The 17,768-nt window shown below is 67.9% G+C and carries 16 protein-coding genes; 6 read left to right on the top strand and 10 right to left on the bottom strand.

Annotated features, from left to right (window positions below; all coding sequences use genetic code 11):
- Nucleotides 1-72: 72 nt before the first annotated feature.
- The 4 genes from hpt to dacB form a co-directional block, all read right to left on the bottom strand.
- Entirely contained in the window at nucleotides 73-624 is a 552-nt protein-coding gene (gene hpt, locus OM977_RS00795) for a hypoxanthine phosphoribosyltransferase (RefSeq protein ID WP_264355671.1), read from the bottom strand.
- A gap of 29 nt (nucleotides 625-653) precedes the next feature.
- Nucleotides 654-1,691, bottom strand: a complete 1,038-nt coding sequence (gene tilS, locus OM977_RS00790; protein ID WP_264357504.1) for a tRNA lysidine(34) synthetase TilS — start codon at nucleotides 1,689-1,691, stop codon at nucleotides 654-656.
- Nucleotides 1,692-1,819: 128 nt separating this feature from the next.
- On the bottom strand, nucleotides 1,820-2,932 hold the full coding sequence (locus OM977_RS00785; RefSeq protein ID WP_264357503.1) for a zinc-dependent metalloprotease: 1,113 nt from the start codon (nucleotides 2,930-2,932) through the stop codon (nucleotides 1,820-1,822).
- A 117-nt stretch (nucleotides 2,933-3,049) separates the two neighbouring features.
- Nucleotides 3,050-4,540, bottom strand: coding sequence for a D-alanyl-D-alanine carboxypeptidase/D-alanyl-D-alanine endopeptidase (gene dacB, locus OM977_RS00780; RefSeq protein ID WP_264355670.1), 1,491 nt, complete (start codon nucleotides 4,538-4,540; stop codon nucleotides 3,050-3,052).
- A 142-nt stretch (nucleotides 4,541-4,682) separates the two neighbouring features.
- Between dacB and OM977_RS00775 the strand changes: the two genes are divergently transcribed.
- From OM977_RS00775 to OM977_RS00765, 3 genes are all read left to right on the top strand, one after another.
- Complete coding sequence (locus OM977_RS00775) at nucleotides 4,683-5,174, top strand: inorganic diphosphatase (protein ID WP_264355669.1); 492 nt, start codon at nucleotides 4,683-4,685, stop codon at nucleotides 5,172-5,174.
- Nucleotides 5,175-5,319: 145 nt separating this feature from the next.
- A complete protein-coding gene (locus tag OM977_RS00770) occupies nucleotides 5,320-6,645 on the top strand; it encodes a carboxylesterase family protein (protein WP_264355668.1) in 1,326 nt (441 codons plus the stop codon).
- 57 nt (nucleotides 6,646-6,702) lie between these two features.
- Nucleotides 6,703-7,458 (top strand): DUF429 domain-containing protein, encoded by a 756-nt coding sequence (locus tag OM977_RS00765; protein ID WP_264355667.1) that lies wholly within the window; start codon nucleotides 6,703-6,705, stop codon nucleotides 7,456-7,458.
- Nucleotides 7,459-7,470: 12 nt separating this feature from the next.
- Here the strand turns inward: OM977_RS00765 and OM977_RS00760 are convergent, their stop codons facing one another.
- Nucleotides 7,471-9,891 (bottom strand): phosphoketolase family protein, encoded by a 2,421-nt coding sequence (locus OM977_RS00760; protein WP_264357502.1) that lies wholly within the window; start codon nucleotides 9,889-9,891, stop codon nucleotides 7,471-7,473.
- Nucleotides 9,892-10,121: 230 nt separating this feature from the next.
- On the opposite strand from OM977_RS00760, the gene OM977_RS00755 reads away from it, so the two are divergent.
- Nucleotides 10,122-10,721: a hypothetical protein gene (locus tag OM977_RS00755; protein ID WP_264355666.1), complete on the top strand. Its 600-nt coding sequence runs from the start codon at nucleotides 10,122-10,124 to the stop codon at nucleotides 10,719-10,721.
- A gap of 87 nt (nucleotides 10,722-10,808) precedes the next feature.
- Here the strand turns inward: OM977_RS00755 and OM977_RS00750 are convergent, their stop codons facing one another.
- Nucleotides 10,809-11,681, bottom strand: coding sequence for an HAD family hydrolase (locus tag OM977_RS00750; protein WP_264355665.1), 873 nt, complete (start codon nucleotides 11,679-11,681; stop codon nucleotides 10,809-10,811).
- Nucleotides 11,682-11,784: 103 nt separating this feature from the next.
- Complete coding sequence (gene serS / locus OM977_RS00745; protein ID WP_264355664.1) at nucleotides 11,785-13,065, bottom strand: serine--tRNA ligase; 1,281 nt, start codon at nucleotides 13,063-13,065, stop codon at nucleotides 11,785-11,787.
- 77 nt (nucleotides 13,066-13,142) lie between these two features.
- On the opposite strand from serS, the gene OM977_RS00740 reads away from it, so the two are divergent.
- Complete coding sequence (locus OM977_RS00740; protein ID WP_264355663.1) at nucleotides 13,143-14,207, top strand: diacylglycerol/lipid kinase family protein; 1,065 nt, start codon at nucleotides 13,143-13,145, stop codon at nucleotides 14,205-14,207.
- On the opposite strand, the gene OM977_RS00735 is transcribed toward OM977_RS00740, so the two are convergent.
- The 3 genes from OM977_RS00735 to OM977_RS00725 all read right to left on the bottom strand — a co-directional run bounded on the left by OM977_RS00735 (nucleotide 14,204) and on the right by OM977_RS00725 (nucleotide 15,861).
- On the bottom strand, nucleotides 14,204-14,440 hold the full coding sequence (locus OM977_RS00735; protein WP_264355662.1) for a hypothetical protein: 237 nt from the start codon (nucleotides 14,438-14,440) through the stop codon (nucleotides 14,204-14,206). The two genes, OM977_RS00740 and OM977_RS00735, sit on opposite strands and share 4 nt — an antisense overlap.
- 95 nt (nucleotides 14,441-14,535) lie before the next feature.
- Complete coding sequence (gene pheA / locus OM977_RS00730) at nucleotides 14,536-15,516, bottom strand: prephenate dehydratase (protein ID WP_264355661.1); 981 nt, start codon at nucleotides 15,514-15,516, stop codon at nucleotides 14,536-14,538.
- Between the two features lie 18 nt (nucleotides 15,517-15,534).
- On the bottom strand, nucleotides 15,535-15,861 hold the full coding sequence (locus tag OM977_RS00725; protein WP_264355660.1) for a rhodanese-like domain-containing protein: 327 nt from the start codon (nucleotides 15,859-15,861) through the stop codon (nucleotides 15,535-15,537).
- Nucleotides 15,862-16,231: 370 nt separating this feature from the next.
- Between OM977_RS00725 and OM977_RS00720 the strand changes: the two genes are divergently transcribed.
- Entirely contained in the window at nucleotides 16,232-17,671 is a 1,440-nt protein-coding gene (locus OM977_RS00720; RefSeq protein WP_264355659.1) for an amidase, read from the top strand.
- Nucleotides 17,672-17,768: the final 97 nt, after the last annotated feature.

Below are 17,768 nucleotides of genomic sequence, written 5' to 3'. Positions count from 1 at the left end.
CACGGCCCGGCGCAGGAAGGGCTCAGCGAAAGGCCAGCGGAGGGCTCGGCGCCGGGCAGCCGCGGGAGGTTCCTACTCGTAGACGTGCGGCGCGAGGGTGCCGACGAAGTCCAGGTTGCGGTACTTTTCGGCGTAGTCCAGGCCGTAGCCGACCACGAACTCGTTGGGGATGTCGTAGCCGACGTACTTTACGTCGATCTTGACCTTGGCCGCCGTCGGCTTACGGAACGCGGTGCAGATTTGCACCGAGGCAGTGCCGCGTGATTCCAGGTTGGTCTTAAGCCAGGACAGCGTGAGGCCCGAGTCGATGATGTCCTCGACGATCAGGACGTCCTTGCCCATCAGGTCGGTGTCGAGGTCTTTGAGGATGCGCACGACACCGGAGGACTGGGTCCCGGAACCGTAGGAGGAGACGGCCATCCAGTCCATTGAGACGTGGCTGTGGAGGGCGCGGGCCAGGTCGGCCATGACCATGACGGCACCCTTGAGCACACCGACGATCAGCAGATCGCGGCCCTCGTAGTCCTTGTCGATCTGGGCAGCGAGTTCGGTGATCCGGGACTGGATCTGCTCCTTGGAGTACAGAACGTGCTTGAGGTCTGCCTGGACGTCGTTAGAATCCACCAATAACTCCTGTGTAGATGCGGGGTCGACTAAATTTCGGGCGGTTTTTGAGGCCGGAATACAAGCTTCCCACAGCGGGCGGCTTCCCGGGGCACATCGGAGGCGGCGGACTTGCCTTCGGCGAGCAGCTCGGCGAGGGAGAGGCGGTAGACGCTGACCCCGCCCGGCAACTCCACCGGACCTGCCGAGCCCTGCCGGCGCAGCAGTGCTTCCGCTGCCAGCAGTCGCTGGTAGCTCGGCTGCTGGCCCCCGACGGCGGCGGCGGCCTTGGCAATGACCCGGAATCTTATGGCCGGGGCCAGTTCGCGCAGCGCCGTCTCCGGGAGGCTGATTTCTGCGCCGGACAGTTCCTGCAGCCGGGCGAAGGTGTCGTTTGCCACGTCCTCAAGATAGTCAGCATCGAGCTGCAGGATGGCCGCGGTCCGCGCCAGCGATTCCGCGACGCCGGGGCCCAGCTTCTCCTCGAGCAGGGGCAGCACTTCAACGCGGGTCCGGGACCTGGCGAAGGCGGGATCTTCATTGCTCGGATCGTGCCAGGGGTCCAGATCCTCGACGGAGCAGATCTCCAAAGTGTCCGCGCGCCGGAGGCCCAGGAAAGGGCGGAGCAGGCGCCCGCGCCCGGGCCGCATCCCGGCGAGGGAGCGGGTGCCGGAGCCGCGCGCGAGTCCCAGCAGGACCTGCTCGGCCTGGTCATCGAGGGTGTGGCCCAGCAGGATCACGCCCGCGCCGAGCTCGTCTGCTGCGGCTTCGAGCGCCGTGTGCCGGGCTTCCCGGGCGGCGGCTTCCGGGCCCATGCCGGTGGCAGCGACGTCAACGGTCCGGATCTGGACCGGTCCGATTCCCAGCCCGCCCAGGGTGGCGGCCGTGGCGGCGGCGATCCCGGCGGAACCCGGCTGCAGCTGGTGGTCGACGACGACCGCGCCGACGGACACCGGGTGGCCGTCGACGTGCCCGCGGCGGGCGAAATACGCGGCGACGGCGGCGAGGGCCAGCGAGTCGGGCCCGCCGCTGCAGGCAACGAGGACGCGTTCCGGGTAGCCGGCGCCGGCCAGGGCGTCCTGCAGCATTTTCCGCGCGGTGCCGACGACGGGCGCCAGCCTCCCGGGCCGGCGCCGTCCGCTGGGTGCTGCGATGGTTGGCTTTGCTGCGGCTTTGGCTGGCGCTGCCGGGGAAGGATCGCTGGCGGGCACGTTAACTAGAGCCCCATCCGTTCCAGCCAGAGTTTCGAGTCGTGGATTTCCGGCTCGGTGGGCAGCTGCTCGGCGGAGTCCCAGACCCTGTTGAAGCCTTCCATTCCGGCCACGGCCACGACTTCCCGGACGAACTTCGCGCCGTCGCTGTACTGGCGCATCTTGGCATCGAGGCCAAGGAAGCTGCGGATGAATTTCTCGATGACGCCGCGGTCCTTGTCTCGGGCGTTGAAGCGCTGCCGGATGGTCTTCACGGACGGGACAATGCTGGCGTCCACGGCGTCCATCACGACGTTCGCGTGGCCCTCGAGCAGGCTCATCAGCGCCGTCAGCCGGGAAAGTGCGGCCTTTTCCTCCGGGTTCTGCAGCAGGTCCAGGATTGCGCCGCGGCTGGGGGTGGTGCCGGCCGCGGAACGGTCCTTCAGCGATTTCGCGGCGGCCGAGGCACGCTCCATCAGGGAATCGACGTTGCCCAGCAGCTGCCCGCTGAGGTCTTCGATTTCGTCCAGCATGTGGTGGCGCAGCCACGGCGCCGCGGCGAACTGCACCCGGTGAGTCTGTTCGTGGAGGCAGACCCAGAGCCGGAAGTCCTCGGGGCTGACATTGAGTTCGCGTTCCACCGAGATGATGTTCGGCGCCACGAGCAGGAGCCTGCCCGCGGGCGGGGCGGCGGAGTTTTCGGCGAGGGCAGAAAACGGGTCGTACTGGCCAAGGACCTTGCTGGAGAGGAACGCAAGGATGGCCCCGAGCTGGCTGCCGGTGATGGCGCCGCTGACAGCGGCCGCCCCGGGGTTCAGCGAGCCGCGGCGGCCCTCGAGCAGTTTTTCCATCGCGGGCTGGAGCATCACGGCGAAGCTCTGGGTGTTGGCCTTGGCCCACGAGGCGCGGTCCACGACGAGGACCGCGGAATCCCGCAGGTCCCGGGCCGCTTCGAGGCCGGTGATGTCATGGACGTGCGGGACCGAAATATCGGCCGCCAGGCGCAAGCTGTCCACCGCGGCGCCGATTTCGGCCGTACGCAGCGTCGGACCCGGGGGCGTGAGCCGCGCCGCGGTGGAAGCGGCAAGCTCCCAGTTAATCAGGGCTTGGGCAGATGTCTCGCGCGCTGAGGACTCCATAAGGTCCATCAGATCACAAGCACCTGACTCTCCGCCTTAAATTCGTCGGGCGGCGAAACGGGTGTGCGTCGGGGTATCTGTGCGGTGGGCGCGCACCCGCCGGAACGGCGCTCCGTGTCAGCGGCACCCGCACGCTGCGAGCACGGAGGCGCTGCGGTCCAGTGCCGTCTTGTTCGCGGCTCCCGGGGTGAGCCCGTTGCCGAGGAATGAGAACACGAGGAGCCTCCCGTCGGCGTCGACCACGTAGCCGCTGAGGGAGACCACCGTGTTCAGCGTGCCGGTCTTGGCCCGGACCAGCCCTGCGCCCCGCGCCGTCGAGGGGTCCAGATAACGGTCCCCGAGCGTTCCGGTGAGTCCCGCGACGGGGAACCCAGCCAGCGCGGCCCGGAGCCGGGTGTCGGTTCCGGACGTGATTGCACGGACGACTTCCGCCAGCTGGTGGGCGGAGACCTGGTTGGCGAGCGCCAGGCCGGACACGTCGGCCGCGCGGAGCGTGGCTGTGGCGACGCCCATTTCCTCAAGCTGCTGGAGCACGGCTGCGACGGCGCCGTCGTTGCTGCCGGGTTTGCCGCCGGCGAGGGCAGTCATCCGGCCGATTACCTCGGTGAGGTAGTTGTCCGAGGTCCGCAACAGCAGGTCCACCTGCTGGCCGACAGTGGCCGACTGGACCTCGGCCAGGACCCTGGGCTCCGGCGCAGCTCCGTCCGCTGCACCGGGGCGCCGGGCCACGCCGGGCGTCACTGTGAGCCCGGCCGGTGCTCCCGCCACCGCGAGTTGCGCGGAGAATGCCTCGGCCGCGTGCATGGCGGCGTCCTGGGGGCGTGGCCCGGTGGACTTGGCGGGGTCGAACCGGGCCGAGTTCAGGGCCAGCGGGAACAGCGGCGCCATTTCGCCCGCGGCGACGTCCTGCAGGCTCCACGCAGGGTTGAGCGAGGCGCCGCTGAAGAGGGAATCGTCCAGCAGTATGGTCACCGTTCCGGAGACGCCGTCCTGCTTGAGTGCCCGGACGGTCGACTGCGCGAGCGTGGCGAGCCCGGCGTGGCCGAGGATGGCGGCCGGGGCGGATTCGCCCGCGCCGAGTAGGACGTCTCCCCCGCCGGCGAGAACCACCGTCCCGGGCGCGGAACCGGCGAGGACCCGGGTGCTGAACCTGCGGTCCGGGCCGAGGGTCCGGAGCGCTGCGGCGGCTGTCAGCAGCTTCATGTTGGAAGCCGGAACCCTTGGCTCATCCGCGGCGCGGTCAAAGAGCAGCTTTCCGGTCGCGGCGTCCAGCACCACCCCGGTGAAGGTCCCGGCGCCGTCGGCCTTCAGGGTGTCGTTCAGCAGCGCCGCGAGGGCAGCGGGTTCGGGGACGGGTGCGGCGTCACTGAGCGGTTGGATCCCGGCAGCGTTGCCGCTTCCGGCGGCCAGCGTTGCGGGCAGCTGCTGCCACGGCGGGACGGTCGGGGCGGCGGCGGAGCCGTTCGTGCCGATGAAGGCGGGGGCGATGGCCATGCCTACGGGAACGGCGAGCGCCAGCAGCAGAAGGGTCAGGAACAGCATTGGGAGAACGCCCCGCAACCTGCCCGGCACGTGCTCGGTGCCTGCGCTGCTAGTTCCGCGTTTCATGCTGCTGTGGGTCCTTCGGTCCTGAAATGTCCCTAATAGTTCCTGAAACCAGGGCCTCTCGCTATATCCTCAATAGTAGTCGGCGGCACCGTCAGCTCTTTCTGTGTGCCGCGCACCCCCTGAATTCGTCGAGGAGCATTCCATGAAGCATGACGTGACCATCGAGATCCCCAAGGGATCACGCGTGAAGTACGAAGTCGACCACGAGACCGGCCGTGTCCGCCTGGACCGGGTCCTCTTCACCTCCATGCAGTACCCCACCCACTACGGCTACTTCGAGGACACCCTCGGCGAAGACGGCGACCCGCTGGACGCGCTGGTGCTCCTGCAGGACTTCGACCTCTACCCCGGCGTGATCGTCGAGTCCCGCCCCATCGGCGTGTTCAACATGACCGACGACGGCGGCGGAGACGCCAAGGTCCTGTGCGTCCCCACCGACGCCCGCTTCGACCACATCAAAGAGATCAGCGATGTCAGCGAGTTCCTGATCAAGGAAATCGAGCACTTCTTCACCCGTTACAAGGACCTGGAGCCGGGCAAGTGGGTCAAGGCCGAGGGCTGGGGCGACCGCGCCGCCGCCGAAGCCGAACTCGAGGCTTCCATCAAGCGCTACGTTCCCTCAGCAGGACACTAGTCCCCACCCACCGCCTCCCTCACCTCGCTTCGCTCGGTCAGGGAACCCAAGGCTGACCGACGGCGGGTGCCGGGTTCGGAAGAACCCCGCACCCGCCGTCGTCGTCTGTCAGCGGAGCCTCAAGAATCTGTGAAATCGTTGGCCTATGAACGCCCAGCCTGACTTCAATCCGCCCTGCGGTCCGATCACCGGATGGAGGGACGGCGACGTATTGCGCGCCACTGGAATCCCCTACGCCACCGCGGCACGTTTCCGGCCCCCGGTGAGTGCCCCCGACCGGACCGAGGTACTCAACGCCACCTCGTTGTCCCTCGCCTGTCCGCAGGCGCCGGTGCCGTTCCTGGACGACATCCTGGGCACGCGTTACGGCGAGCTTCCCGGCAGTGAGGACTGCCAGCGCCTCTCCATCACCTTGCCGGCGGACCTGGAGGACAACGAACGCGTGCCGGTCATGGTGTGGCTCCATGGCGGGTCCTACACCTCCGGCTCCGGGGACTTGGCGATCTTCGATGCCAAGGCCCTCGTTGCCGAAAACCGGGTCATCGTGGTTTCCGTGACGTACCGGCTGGGGCTTTTCGGATACCTGGCGGCCGGTACGGGCAGGCCGGCCAACCTCGGCCTGCTGGACCAGCTCGAAGCGTTCCGCTGGGTCCAGCGCAATATCAGCGCCTTCGGTGGCGACCCGGGAAACGTCACGGCGTTCGGACAGTCGGCAGGCGGCGACGCCGTCGCGCACCTGATGGCGACGCCGGAGGCCCCCGCCCTCTTTCAGCGCGCCATCATTCAAAGCGCACCCCTGGGCATCGCCCGGGGCAGGGAAAAGATGAACACCGCCATGGGCATCGCGGCGGAAACCGTCACCGAGGACACGCCTGCCCTGGACGTCGTCGCCATTGAGGACACCGTGGCGCAGGTGGCGCGCAAGTTCGGGCTGATGGCGGCCATGCCGTTCGGCACGCAATACGGGCACGCCCCCCTGCCGGCAGAAGAGGGGATCGACGCCGCCTGGAACGCCACGGCCCCGGAGATCGAGGTCCTGATCGGGCACACGTCCGACGAAGCCCGGCTGTTCCTGCCGCGCGGTCCCCGGGTCAGGCGTCTGTCCAAGGTCCCCGTTCTCGGCGGCGCCGTCGTCAAAGCCATCAACTGGGCCGTGACGGAAGCGGTATACGGCAAATCAGCTCGACAGTTTGCCCGTCGGCACGTCCGGGCCGGGGGCAAGGCGTACAGCTACGTGCTGACCTGGGGCGCCCCGGGAAATTTCTACGGGGCCGCGCATACCGTGGATCTGCCGCTGCTGTTCGGCGACCGGCAGACCTGGGAGGGGGCAGGGTTGCTTACGGGTGCCACGTGGGAGGAAATTAACGCCCAGGGCCGGGCCCTTCGTGCCGTTTGGGCCCGGTTTGCCTCCGGGAAGGGCCTGGACAGCCAGGGCGGGATTCCAGGCGCCCTTACGTACCGCTCGGTCTGAGCCGGGCGGACGGTAGATTGCTGCCATGCCTATGACCATCATCCCGGGCGCTTACAGGTGAGAACACTGGGCGTCGATCTTGCCGCGTCCACTAAGAAAACTGCGGTGGCGGTCCTGGCCTGGGCCGGCGGGGCCGCCACCTTGGAACATCTTGCGCTGGACGTGAGCGATGAGGAGATCGTCCGGCTCTTCGGCGACAGCAGCATCATGGGCGTCGACTGCCCGGTGGGCTGGCCGGACGCTTTGCTCCCCTTCCTCGCCGGGCATCTGAACTTCGACCCGCACCCCGTGCTGGACCATGACGGGATCGCCGGCCGCCGGCTGCTGGCCTACCGGGATACGGACCGGTTCGTCACCGGCCGGACCGGTCTGATTCCGCTGAGCGTCTCCGCCGACCGGCTGGCCCACCCCGCCATGCGCTGCGCCGTGATCCAGGCCAAGATCGCCCGGGACGTGGGTCCGCAGCCCAGGGACGGCAGCGGCCGACTCGCCGAAGTTTACCCCGCGGCCTCCCTGAAGTTGTGGGGCCTGCTGGCCCGCGGCTACAAGGGGCGCGGCACAACGGAAACGGAGCGTCTGGCCCTGATCCTCGACGCCCTAACGTCGGCAGCACCCTGGCTGGACCTTGCCGGCTCCGCTAACCAGTTGGCCGCGTCCGATGACCTTTTCGACGCCCTCATCGCCTCGCTTACTGCGCGGGCAGTTGCCCTGGGCAGGACCCTCCTACCCGATGACGGCCACGCCCAGGCTGCCCGGACCGAGGGCTGGATCCACCTGCCCGCCGGCGGGCTGTCCGAGCTCGGCGGCCCGTAGGCAACGCGCCCGCTACCCGCGCCCCAGCGACCAGTCCCGGATCTCCGCCGGGTCCTCGCCGTGCTCCCGGGTGTGGTCCCGGGCCCTCATCCGGCTGTCCTGCAGCGACTGGCGCAGCAGCGAATGCCTCTCGGCCAGCCCCGGAACCCGGTCGATCGCGTCGACGGCGAGCTGGAAGCGGTCGATCCCGTTGAGCATGGCCATGTCGAAGGGGGTGGTGGTGGTGCCTTCCTCCTTGTAGCCGCGCACGTGCAGGCCTCCCTGGTTGGTCCGGCGGTAGGTGAGGCGGTGGATCAGTGCGGGATAGCCGTGGTAGGCGAAAATCACCGGCTTATCCGCCGTGAAGATGCCGTCGAAATCCCGTGAATTCAGGCCGTGCGGGTGCTCGCTGGCATCCTGGAGCCGCATCAGGTCCACGACGTTGACCACTCGGACCTTCAGACCGGGGGCACCCCGCTTCAACAGTTCCGCGGCGGCGACCGTTTCGATGGTCGGCACGTCGCCCGCACAGGCGAGGACGACGTCGGGCTCCTCTCCGGGGATCTCCGAGCCGGCGAACTGCCAGATGCCCAGGCCGCGGCGGCAGTGGTGCGAGGCCTCCGCCGGGCCCAGCCAGGTCGGCGAGGGCTGCTTGCCGCTGACCACTATGTTGACCAGGTCCCGTGACTCGAGGCAGTGCTCCATTACGGCGAGCAGCGTATTGGCGTCCGGCGGCAGGTAGACCCGGATGACCTCGGCCTTCTTGTTCACGGCGTGGTCGATGAAACCGGGGTCCTGGTGCGAGAAGCCGTTATGGTCCTGCTGCCAGACGTGGGAGGACAGCAGGTAGTTCAGTGAGGCCACCGGGCGGCGCCATGGCAGCTGACGGGAGACCTTGAGCCATTTCGCGTGCTGGTTGAACATCGAATCCACGATGTGGATGAACGCCTCGTAGCAGTTGAAGACGCCGTGCCGTCCGGTCAGCAGGTAGCCCTCCAGCCAGCCCTGGCAAAGGTGTTCGCTGAGCACCTCCATCACCCGGCCCGCCCGGGCGATGTGCTCATCGAGTCCGTCGATCCGGTACTGCCAGACCTTGTCCGTGACCTCGTAGACGTCCTGCAGGCGGTTGGAGGCGGTCTCGTCCGGGCCGAACAGCCGGAACGTCTCCGGGTTCAGGCTGATCACGTCGCGCAGCCAGGAGCCGAGGGTGATCATCGGGCTGATGCGCTCGACGCCGGGCTCGGGGACGTCGACGGCGTGCCGGGCGTAGCCGGGGAGCTTGAGCGGGCGCAGCAGCAGCCCGCCGTTGGCATGCGGCGTCGCACTCATCCGGAGCTCGCCGTGCGGGGCGTTTTTGGCGATCTCCGGGTTCAGGCGGCCCCCTTCATCGAATAGCTCCTCCGGTCCGTAGGACTTAAGCCACTGCTCGAGCTGGGCCAGGTGTTCCGGATTCGTGCGGACCTCGTTCAGCGGAACCTGGTGGCTGCGCCACGTGCCCTCCACTTGCAGTCCGTCCACTATTTTCGGTCCGGTCCAGCCTTTGGGGGAACGCAGCACGATCATGGGCCAGCGCGGGGCTTCGGCGTCTCCGCTGGCCTCGCCGCTGGGGTCACTGCCGCTCGCCTCGCCGCTGGCGTCACTGCGCCGCGATGACTGGATCGCCCCGATTTCGGCCAAGCACTGGTCCAGGGCTTCGGCGAAGGCCCGGTGCGCGGCCGCGGTGTCGTCCGGGTCCCCCACTGTCACGAAGTGCGGTTCGTGGCCGTAGCCGCGCAGCAGCTGCTCCAGCTGAGCTTCGGGCATGCGCGCCAGAATGGTGGGGTTCGCGATCTTGTAGCCGTTCAGGTGCAGGATGGGCAACACCGCGCCGTCCGCCACCGGGTCCAGAAAGTTGTGGGAGTGCCAACTCGCGGCCAGCGGACCCGTCTCCGCTTCGCCGTCGCCGATCACAACCGCGGCCACCAGTTCGGGGTTGTCGAAGGCGGCACCGTAGGCGTGTGCCAGCGAATATCCGAGTTCCCCGCCCTCGTTGATGGAGCCCGGCGTCTCCGGCGCGGCATGGCTTGGGATCCCGCCGGGGTAGGAGAACTGCCGGAACAGCTCCGCCATACCTTGTTCGTCGTCGCCCACGGCGCCGTAGACCTCCGAGTAGGTTCCCTCAAGCCACGCGTTGGCTACCACCGCGGGCCCGCCGTGGCCCGGCCCGGCGATAAAGAGCATCTCCTGCCGGTCCCGGCGGATGGCGCGGTTCAGGTGGGCGTAGATGAAATTGAGTCCCGGCGTCGTGCCCCAGTGGCCGAGCAGCCGCGACTTGGTGTCGGCTGCGCGGAGGGGTTCGCGCAGAAGGGGGTTGGAGCGGAGATAGATCTGCCCGACGGAGAGATAGTTGGCGGCCCGCCACCAGCGGTCAACAAGGTCCAGTGCAGCGTCGTCGAGCGTGCCCCGGGAGGCCACTCCCGGCCGCGCTCCCCCGGCGTCGGCAGGACCGGATCGGGCGTCCCTGCCCAGGTCCTCTTTCGCGTCATTGGTCACGTCGCTGGTCAAAGCAGTCCTCGCTTCACTGGGGCCCCCGGCGGTGGCGCGTCCTCCATCGCAACACGTCCCCCGGACATGACACAAGCCCGACGTCGGCTTCCCTGGCCTCGCTTGCCTCCGGATTACCACCGGGTAGTGTTTGATCCAGAATGTTCACGCTGACCATCAATCAAACCGACAGCCGGCGCGACGGCGACCGCGTGCCGCAGCTCCTCAAGGACCTGCGGCACATTCCGGCGCGCCTCGATTTCGACCGCTCAGTGGAGGACGAGGTCCAGGGCATTGTGGACTCGGCGCATCAGGCCGTGGAGGCGGCGATGATTGCCCTGCGCAGCGGCAGCTGGTACGTCGGGATCGGAGTGGGTCCGGTGAACGAACCGCTGCCGAACCAGATCAAGGATGCCTCCGGCCACGGGCTGATCTACGCGCGGCGCGCTGTGGACCGGCTGCGTAACGGCAAGGAACGGATTCCGGTCGCTGTCGAAGGACCGCTGGCTGACGTGGCGGCGGAATCCGAGGCCGTACTGCGGCTGCTGGGCCATATTGTCCACGACCGGAGCCAGGCCGAGTGGCGGGTCCTGGACCTGTTGACGCCGGGCGTCCGAGGGCAGCAGAAAGCTGTCGCGGAGGAGCTGGGCATCACCACCCAGGCGGTCAGCAAAGCCGTCGCACGGGCCCAGTGGAACGAGGAGTACGCGGCACGGCCCGCGGCGGCCCGCCTGTTGAGCCTTATCCTCGAGGTCCGCTAGCCTTCTGGCGCCCCCGGCAGGACGCGCCCGCCGCGGCAGTAGCCACGGCGCCGGCAGCACCCGGCCGCGGTACGACAGCAGCGGCAACTACGGCAGCAGGCTCCGCAGCACTGCGGCGGCGCCGTCGTCGTACACGGAATGAGTGACTTCGTTTGCGGCGGCGATGACTTCTTCCGGCGCCTGCCCCATCGCCACGCCGCGGGCGGCCCAGGTGAGCATCTCGATGTCATTGCGGCCGTCCCCGACGGCGACGGTGCGGTGCGCCTCGATGTCCAGCCGGCCGCGAAGGTTCTCCAGGGCGGTGGCCTTGGTGACACCGGCGGCGGCGATATCCAGCCAGGCGGTCCAGCCGACCGAGTACGTCACGCCGGCCAGTCCGATGTGGCGGATGGCCGTGTTGAAATCCTCGGGCGTGTTCTCCGCGCTGAAAACCACAACACGGACGGCGGTGGCCTCCAACATGGTCTGGAAGTCGACGCCGATGGCCTCCACGCCGAAACTGGCGTCCTGGAAACGTTCGGTGGAGAGGAAGTTGCCTTCTTCGTCCTCCAGGGCATACTTGGCCGTTGGCAGCCGCTTCCGCAGCGCGCGGAGCACCGGACCCGGGTCGAAGGTTGCCTTGTGGATGACTTCGTAGCCTTCGGCCAGACCGGAATCGAGCCGAAGGGTGACGCCGCCGTTTGAGCAGACGGCATAGCCGTTCTCGATGCCGATGTGCTCGATGATGGGCAGCGTGGCGTTCAGCGAGCGGCCCGTGGCGATGGTGACGTGGTGGCCGGCCGCCACGACATCCTGGGCGGCTTCCCGGACCGGAACCGACATGTGGCCGTCGTGGTCCACGAGCGTGCCGTCGACGTCGAGCGCGACCATCAGCTTGTGGCCGTTGTGGGTCGAGTTGTCCTGGTTGTGATCTCGCCGGTCATCGTTGCCGGCGACTGAGGTTTCAGTCAATGTTGTCATCTCCCTAGTAGAGCAGACGCCCCCGGGGGCCGCTAGGATCCACGCCACAGGGCGCGGTGAATCCGAAGTGAACACTTTGTGGCGGCAGGGGTCGGGGAATTGGCTAGAGGACGGGGAAGACCGTCATCCCGCCGAGGTACTTCTGCAGTGCGGCGGGGACGTTGACCGAGCCGTCCGGGTTCTGGTGATGCTCCAGGATGGCCACGATCCAGCGGGTGGTAGCGAGCGTCCCGTTCAGCGTGGCGACGGCGCGGGTGCCCTTGGAGACGCCCTCCTCATTCACGGCGCGTTCGCGGATGTTGAGCCGGCGGGCCTGGAAGGTGGTGCAGTTGGACGTCGACGTCAGCTCGCGGTAGGCGCCCTGGGTGGGGACCCAGGCCTCGCAGTCGAACTTCCGGGCGGCGGAATTGCCAAGATCACCGGCCGCAGTGTCGATCACGCGGTAGGGCAGCTCGCACTTGGCCAGCATTTCCTCTTCCCAGGCCAGCAGGCGGGCGTGCTCAGCGGCGGCCTCTTCCACTGTGGTGTAGACGAACATCTCCACCTTGTTGAACTGGTGGACCCGGATGATGCCCCGGGTGTCCTTGCCGTGCGAGCCAGCCTCCCGGCGGTAGCAGGAGCTCTGCCCGGCAAAACGGATCGGGCCTGCTGAGAGGTCCAGGATCTCGTCCGCATGGTAGCCGGCCAGCGGCACCTCAGAGGTGCCCACCAAGTAAAGGTCGTCCTCGGCGAGACGGTAGATCTCGGCGTCGTGCTTGACATCGAAACCGGTGCCCTGCATCGTTTCCGGGCGCACCAGCGTGGGCGTGATCATCGGAACGAACCCGGCGTCGATGGCCTGTTCCATGGCCATCTGCAGCAGTGCCATCTCCAGCCGGGCGCCCACGCCGCGGAGGAAGTAAAAACGCGAACCGGAAACCTTGGCACCGCGCTCCATGTCGATGGCGCCGATCAGCTCCCCGATTTCGAGGTGGTCCCTGGGCTCAAAGTCGGTGAATTCGCGCGGCACACCGACCGTCTTGAGGACGATGTAGTCATCCTCGCCACCTTCCGGGACGCCGTCCTCGATGAGGTTCGGAATCGCCCGGAGGAGCTCCTCCTGGGCGGCCTGCGCGACGTCGGCCTCGGCGGAGGCTGCTTTGACCGCGACCGCGAGCGCCTTGACCTCTGTCAGCAGGGCCTGCTTCTCCTCGCCCTTGGCCTGGGCCACCTTCTTGCCGTAGGCGTTCTGCTCTGCCCTCAGGTTCTCGAAGTGGATCAGTGCTGCGCGCCGGGACGAGTCCGCGGCGATGATCGCGTCCACCACGGATTCGTCGGCGCCACGGGCGCGCTGGCTGGCACGGAACTTGTCCGGATTTTCACTGAGGTCTTTTACGTCGATCACCAGACAAGACTAACCAATCCGGTACACATTACTTGGCAATCGGCCGCACGGCACCGGCGGGATAGTGTTGGAGCACAATGAGCGACTGGCTGCTGTACCTCATCATCGCTGGAGTCCTGGCGTTCGCCATCTCCAGCTGGTGGGGGGTGCGCAGGCTCAAGGCCAAGCACACCCGAAGCGCCGTCTGGGAGCAGACGCACAGTCCCGGCCTGGGCGATCAAAAGGTGGCCGTGGTGATGAACCCCATCAAGGCCAAATCCGGCGAGGCACGTCTCCTGATCGAGAATGCCTGCGCCTCGGCCGGCTGGGAGGCGCCGCGCTTCTTTGAGACCACCGCCGAGGACCCGGGGTTCTCGCAGGTCCGGGATGCCGCGAAGTACGGTGCCGACGTCGTCCTGGTGGGCGGGGGCGACGGAACGGTACGCGTCGCCGCCGAGTACCTGGCCGGAACGGACATCGCCATGGGATTGATTCCGCTCGGCACCGGCAACCTGCTGGCCCGCAACATCCACCTGGACGTGAACGACCTGTCCGGCAACGTGCAGACCGCCCTCTTCGGCCACCAGCGGTTCATCGATACCGCGCGGATGCAGGTCGCCAACTCCCGGACCGGCGAGTCCGCGGAACACACTTTCCTCGTGATCGCGGGCATCGGCATGGACGCCGAGATCGTGGGTGACACCAGCGACGGCCTGAAGAAGGCGGTGGGGTGGCTTGCCTACACCGAGGCCGGGGTCCGGCACCTTCCGGGGCGCCGCAAGAAAGTCTCCGTCGCCCTCGATGACCAACCGGAGCAGAGCCGGAAGATCCGCAGCGTGCTGTTCGCCAACTGCGGCCTGATCCCCGGCGGAATCGACTTCATCCCGCAGGCCATGATCGACGACGGCATGCTGGATGTGGTGGTCATGAGCCCGCGCAGCGCCATCGGCTGGCTGGCGATGTATACGAAAATCGTGCTCAAGCACAAGCGGAATCTGCCGGTGATGACTTACTACCGCTCCGGGAAGGTGACCATCCGGAGCGCGGAACCCATGGCCACCCAGGTCGACGGCGATCCCTCCGGCGAGGCAACGACCGTGACGGTGCAGGTGGCACCCGGTTCCTTGCTGGTACGCGTCAAGGACGGTACCGAGGAAGACTAGGCGCTGGCTTTCTTCTTCGTTGCAGCGACTTCCGCATCGGCGGACTTCTTGGCCTCCGCGGCCGCCCTCGCGGCGCGGGCTTCGGACTGCTCGCGGATCATGGCCTGCTCCTCTTCGAAGCGCAGCCGGTCGGCACGGTCGGCGTCGTCACCGTCCCAGTCCTGGTTGTCAGCCCTCGGCTTAGGGTTCACAATCATTCCCTGGCCGTCGTTTTCGGTGCTGGTACCTGACATGACCTGCTCCCTCCGTTAGGGGACTTCCCCCAATATGGATCAGGCAAGCATACGCAGAGTTTGGTAGGCGTGGAAGTGCCGGGAGCGGCATTTGGCTACGCTCTTGGCGAAGCCTCCGCCGTATATTCCGGAACCACAGATGCTCCGCCCAGAATGTCTTTCACCCACGCATGTGCGGCGCGGAATGCCTGATCGGACGTGTGCGGTGCGACGACCGTCCGCTGGGCGTCGGCACGGCCATAGGAACCGAGGAAACGGGTCGCCGGGCTAATCCGGTGCAGCCCGGCGAGGGCGTCCGCGACGCGCGCATCGGCGACGTGGCCGTCCGCGTCGATGCTGAAGAAGTAGTGTCCCAGGTACTGGCCCGTGGGCCGTGATTCGATTCGGCTGAGATTGACCCCGCGTGTGGCGAACTGGTCCAAGATCTCCATCAGCGCGCCCGGCCGGTCCTCCGGCAGCGGAACCACCACCGTGGTCTTGTCGGCGCCGGTTGGTTCCGGCAGAAATCCCGGGCGGCCCACCAGCACAAAGCGGGTCACCGCGCCGGGATTGTCGCCGATGTTGTCGGCCAGGACGGCGAGTCCGGGCTGCTCGGTGGCCACGATCGGCGCGCAGATCGCGGCGTCGTAGTGCGCGTCGTCCTCGAGGAGCCCCATGGCGGCCGCTGCCGTAGAGGAGCCGGGAACGTATTCCGCGTTCGGAATATTAGCGTCGACCCAGAGCCGGCACTGCGCCCAGGCATGGCCGTGGGTGGAGATTCGGCGGATGTCCTCGACCCGGACGCCGGGACGGGCCACCAGGACGAAACTGATCGGAACCAGAGCTTCACGAAGGATGCGAAGCTCCTGGCCCGTGGCGATCGCGTCGAGGGTTGCCGTGACGCCGCCTTCGACGGAGTTTTCGATCGGCACCATGGCCGCGTCAGCCGAACCGTTCCGCACCTTGTCGAGCGCCGAATTCACGTTGGACGCCGGGATGCGGATGGCCTCCGCCGCGCCCGGCACCTGCATCAGCGCAGCCTCGGTGAAAGTGCCCTCGGGCCCGAGGAAGGTGTAGGTAACGGGTGATGCGGGCATCGGTTCTTCTTTCTTCGCTTACAGAATCACTGGCTTGAGCCCGTTGTCGGACACCAGCGGCTTGCCGGTTTCCAGCCATTGGTCCATCCCGCCGGCCACGTTCAGGGCGGAATACCCCTGGCCCACGAGCCATTGCGCGGCGCGGAAGGAACGTCCGCCCGTGCGGCAGATCAGGTAGAGGTCCTGGTCCGGGTCCAGTTCCTCGAGCCGGGCCGGGAGCTGGTCCAGCGGAATGTGCAGGGCTCCGTCCGCGTGGCCGGCCACCCACTCGTAGTCCTCGCGGACATCGAGGATTTTGGCCCCCTCGGGGATCTCGGACACGGTGACGGTGTCGAAGTCGCTCATGGTCGTCCTTTCCGCAGAAATCGGGGTCTGCCTCCAGCGTATCGCCAGCCGCCGGGGGCGCACCGCTGCAGGCAGCACGTTACGCTTCTGGAAGAGCGCGAAGGAGGCACCATGGCAGCTGACCGGCCCAGAATCCGGGCCAGAATCCGGGCAACCCGAGGGGCGTCCCCCGCCCCTGGACGGTTCCCGGGGCTGACCCCTGCCCCGGGGCGGACATGCCCTCCCCTTGCCGCGAACACTGGGCACATTGCCACTATGTCCATGCGCCAAGGCGAAGACTGGACATGTCCTCCCGGATCCGAACCCACGCCTGCGCACATGCTTGCGCCCACCCCGGCGCCCGCTAGCGAACAGCTGGGGCCGCGTCTCCTTGGCTGAACTCCACGACCTCTCCGCCGTCCAGCTGCGCAACGCCCTCCGCGCCGGAACCGTCTCAGCCCGGGAAGCAGCCCGGCATTTCCTGGACCGGATCGGGACCGAGAACGCGCACCTCGGCGCGTTCATCACCGTTACGGCGGAGCAGGCCTTGAAGGACGCGGCCGCCGCGGACCAGCTCCATGCCCGCGCGGCGAGGGACAGAACCGACCTGCCGCTATTGCACGGGATGCCCGTGGCGTTCAAGGATCTGACGGACGTGGCCGGTGTGGTCACAACCCACGGCAGTGCCGCCCTGGACCACAAACCAGCCCTGACCGACGCGGCAATCACCTCCGTGTTGAAAAGCGCCGGCATCATCTCCCTGGGCAAGACCCAGGTCCCGGAGTTCGGGCTGACGGCTTACAGCGAAAACCGGATCGCACCGCCGTCGCGCAATCCACACGCGCTGAGCCGCAGTTCGGGCGGGTCCTCGGGCGGCAGCGCCGCGGCAGTGGCCGCCGGGCTGTTGCCCTTCGCCCCGGGGTCCGACGGCGGCGGTTCAGTCCGCATCCCGGCGGCTGCATGTGGGCTGGTGGGGCTCAAGCCCGGCCGCGGGCTGGTCCCCGCCGGGGAGAGCTCCGGGGATCCCGCGCGGCTGGTGGTCACCGGACCGCTAGCACGCACGGCTGCGGACGCGGCGCTGATGCTCGATGCGCTCGTCGCGGCGGAATCCCGCCATCCCGCCGCCCCCGCGCCCAGCTACCTCGCCCTCACCGGCCGGGAACCCCGCAAGCTGAGCATCGGCGTGAGCCTGGACAGCCCCTGGCAGTCAATCTTTCCGTTCACTCCGGACCAAGAGGCCCTGGACGCCCTGGCGGCCGGCGTCAAGTTGCTGGAGGCCGCAGGCCACGAAACCGCAGAGGCCGCGGTCCGCTACGACAACCGGTACCCCGGCGCGTTCACCACCGCATGGACGGCCGCCGTCGGAAGCGCCCGGATCTCACCCCAACGCGAGGCGCTCCTGACACCTCTAACCCGCACCTTCCGGCGCCGGGCCCAGCAGCGAAGCGCGGCCAAGCTCAATGAGTCGCTCGGCTTCCTGCGGGTCTTCCAACGGGACACGATTGCCCAATACTCCGCCTGGGACCTCATGCTGATGCCCGCTCTGGCGCAGACGCCCCGACCGGTGGGCTGGTTCACCGGGTCGGCCCACGGCGACGGCTACTGGCCCGTGTCCGAGTGGGCAGGCGACGCCGACGGCGACTACCGCAAACAGTGCGAGTTCGCGCCGTGGTCCTCGATGGTGAATGTCTGCGGCCTGCCCGCCATCAGCATCCCGGTGCACTGGACGGGCGGACAGAGGGGTGCCGGGCTGCCGATGGGCATCCAACTGATCGGGCCGATGGGGTCCGAGGCGCTGCTGCTGCAGCTCGCGGCGCAGCTGGGGTTCTAGGGCCAGCGGACCAGGACGGCGGCGAGGCATTGGGGGGACCAGGCATTGCGGGCACCATCCAAATGGACGCTGGGTCGGCGGGACGGCTATCGTTCAG

Source organism: Pseudarthrobacter sp. MM222 (assembly GCF_947090775.1).
In the GTDB taxonomy this organism is placed as follows: Bacteria; Actinomycetota; Actinomycetes; order Actinomycetales; family Micrococcaceae; genus Arthrobacter.
This window is presented reverse-complemented; position numbering and strand designations above follow the sequence as displayed.

Coding starts and splice junctions, on each gene's coding strand:
- tilS (WP_264357504.1), bottom strand. CDS start 1,691: ATGCTGCAGGACGCCCTGGCCGGCGCCGGCTACCCGGAACGCGTCCTC.
- OM977_RS00785 (WP_264357503.1), bottom strand. CDS start 2,932: ATGGAGTCCTCAGCGCGCGAGACATCTGCCCAAGCCCTGATTAACTGG.
- dacB (WP_264355670.1), bottom strand. CDS start 4,540: ATGAAACGCGGAACTAGCAGCGCAGGCACCGAGCACGTGCCGGGCAGG.
- OM977_RS00775 (WP_264355669.1), top strand. CDS start 4,683: ATGAAGCATGACGTGACCATCGAGATCCCCAAGGGATCACGCGTGAAG.
- OM977_RS00770 (WP_264355668.1), top strand. CDS start 5,320: ATGAACGCCCAGCCTGACTTCAATCCGCCCTGCGGTCCGATCACCGGA.
- OM977_RS00755 (WP_264355666.1), top strand. CDS start 10,122: ATGTTCACGCTGACCATCAATCAAACCGACAGCCGGCGCGACGGCGAC.
- OM977_RS00750 (WP_264355665.1), bottom strand. CDS start 11,681: ATGACAACATTGACTGAAACCTCAGTCGCCGGCAACGATGACCGGCGA.
- OM977_RS00740 (WP_264355663.1), top strand. CDS start 13,143: ATGAGCGACTGGCTGCTGTACCTCATCATCGCTGGAGTCCTGGCGTTC.
- OM977_RS00735 (WP_264355662.1), bottom strand. CDS start 14,440: ATGTCAGGTACCAGCACCGAAAACGACGGCCAGGGAATGATTGTGAAC.
- pheA (WP_264355661.1), bottom strand. CDS start 15,516: ATGCCCGCATCACCCGTTACCTACACCTTCCTCGGGCCCGAGGGCACT.
- OM977_RS00725 (WP_264355660.1), bottom strand. CDS start 15,861: ATGAGCGACTTCGACACCGTCACCGTGTCCGAGATCCCCGAGGGGGCC.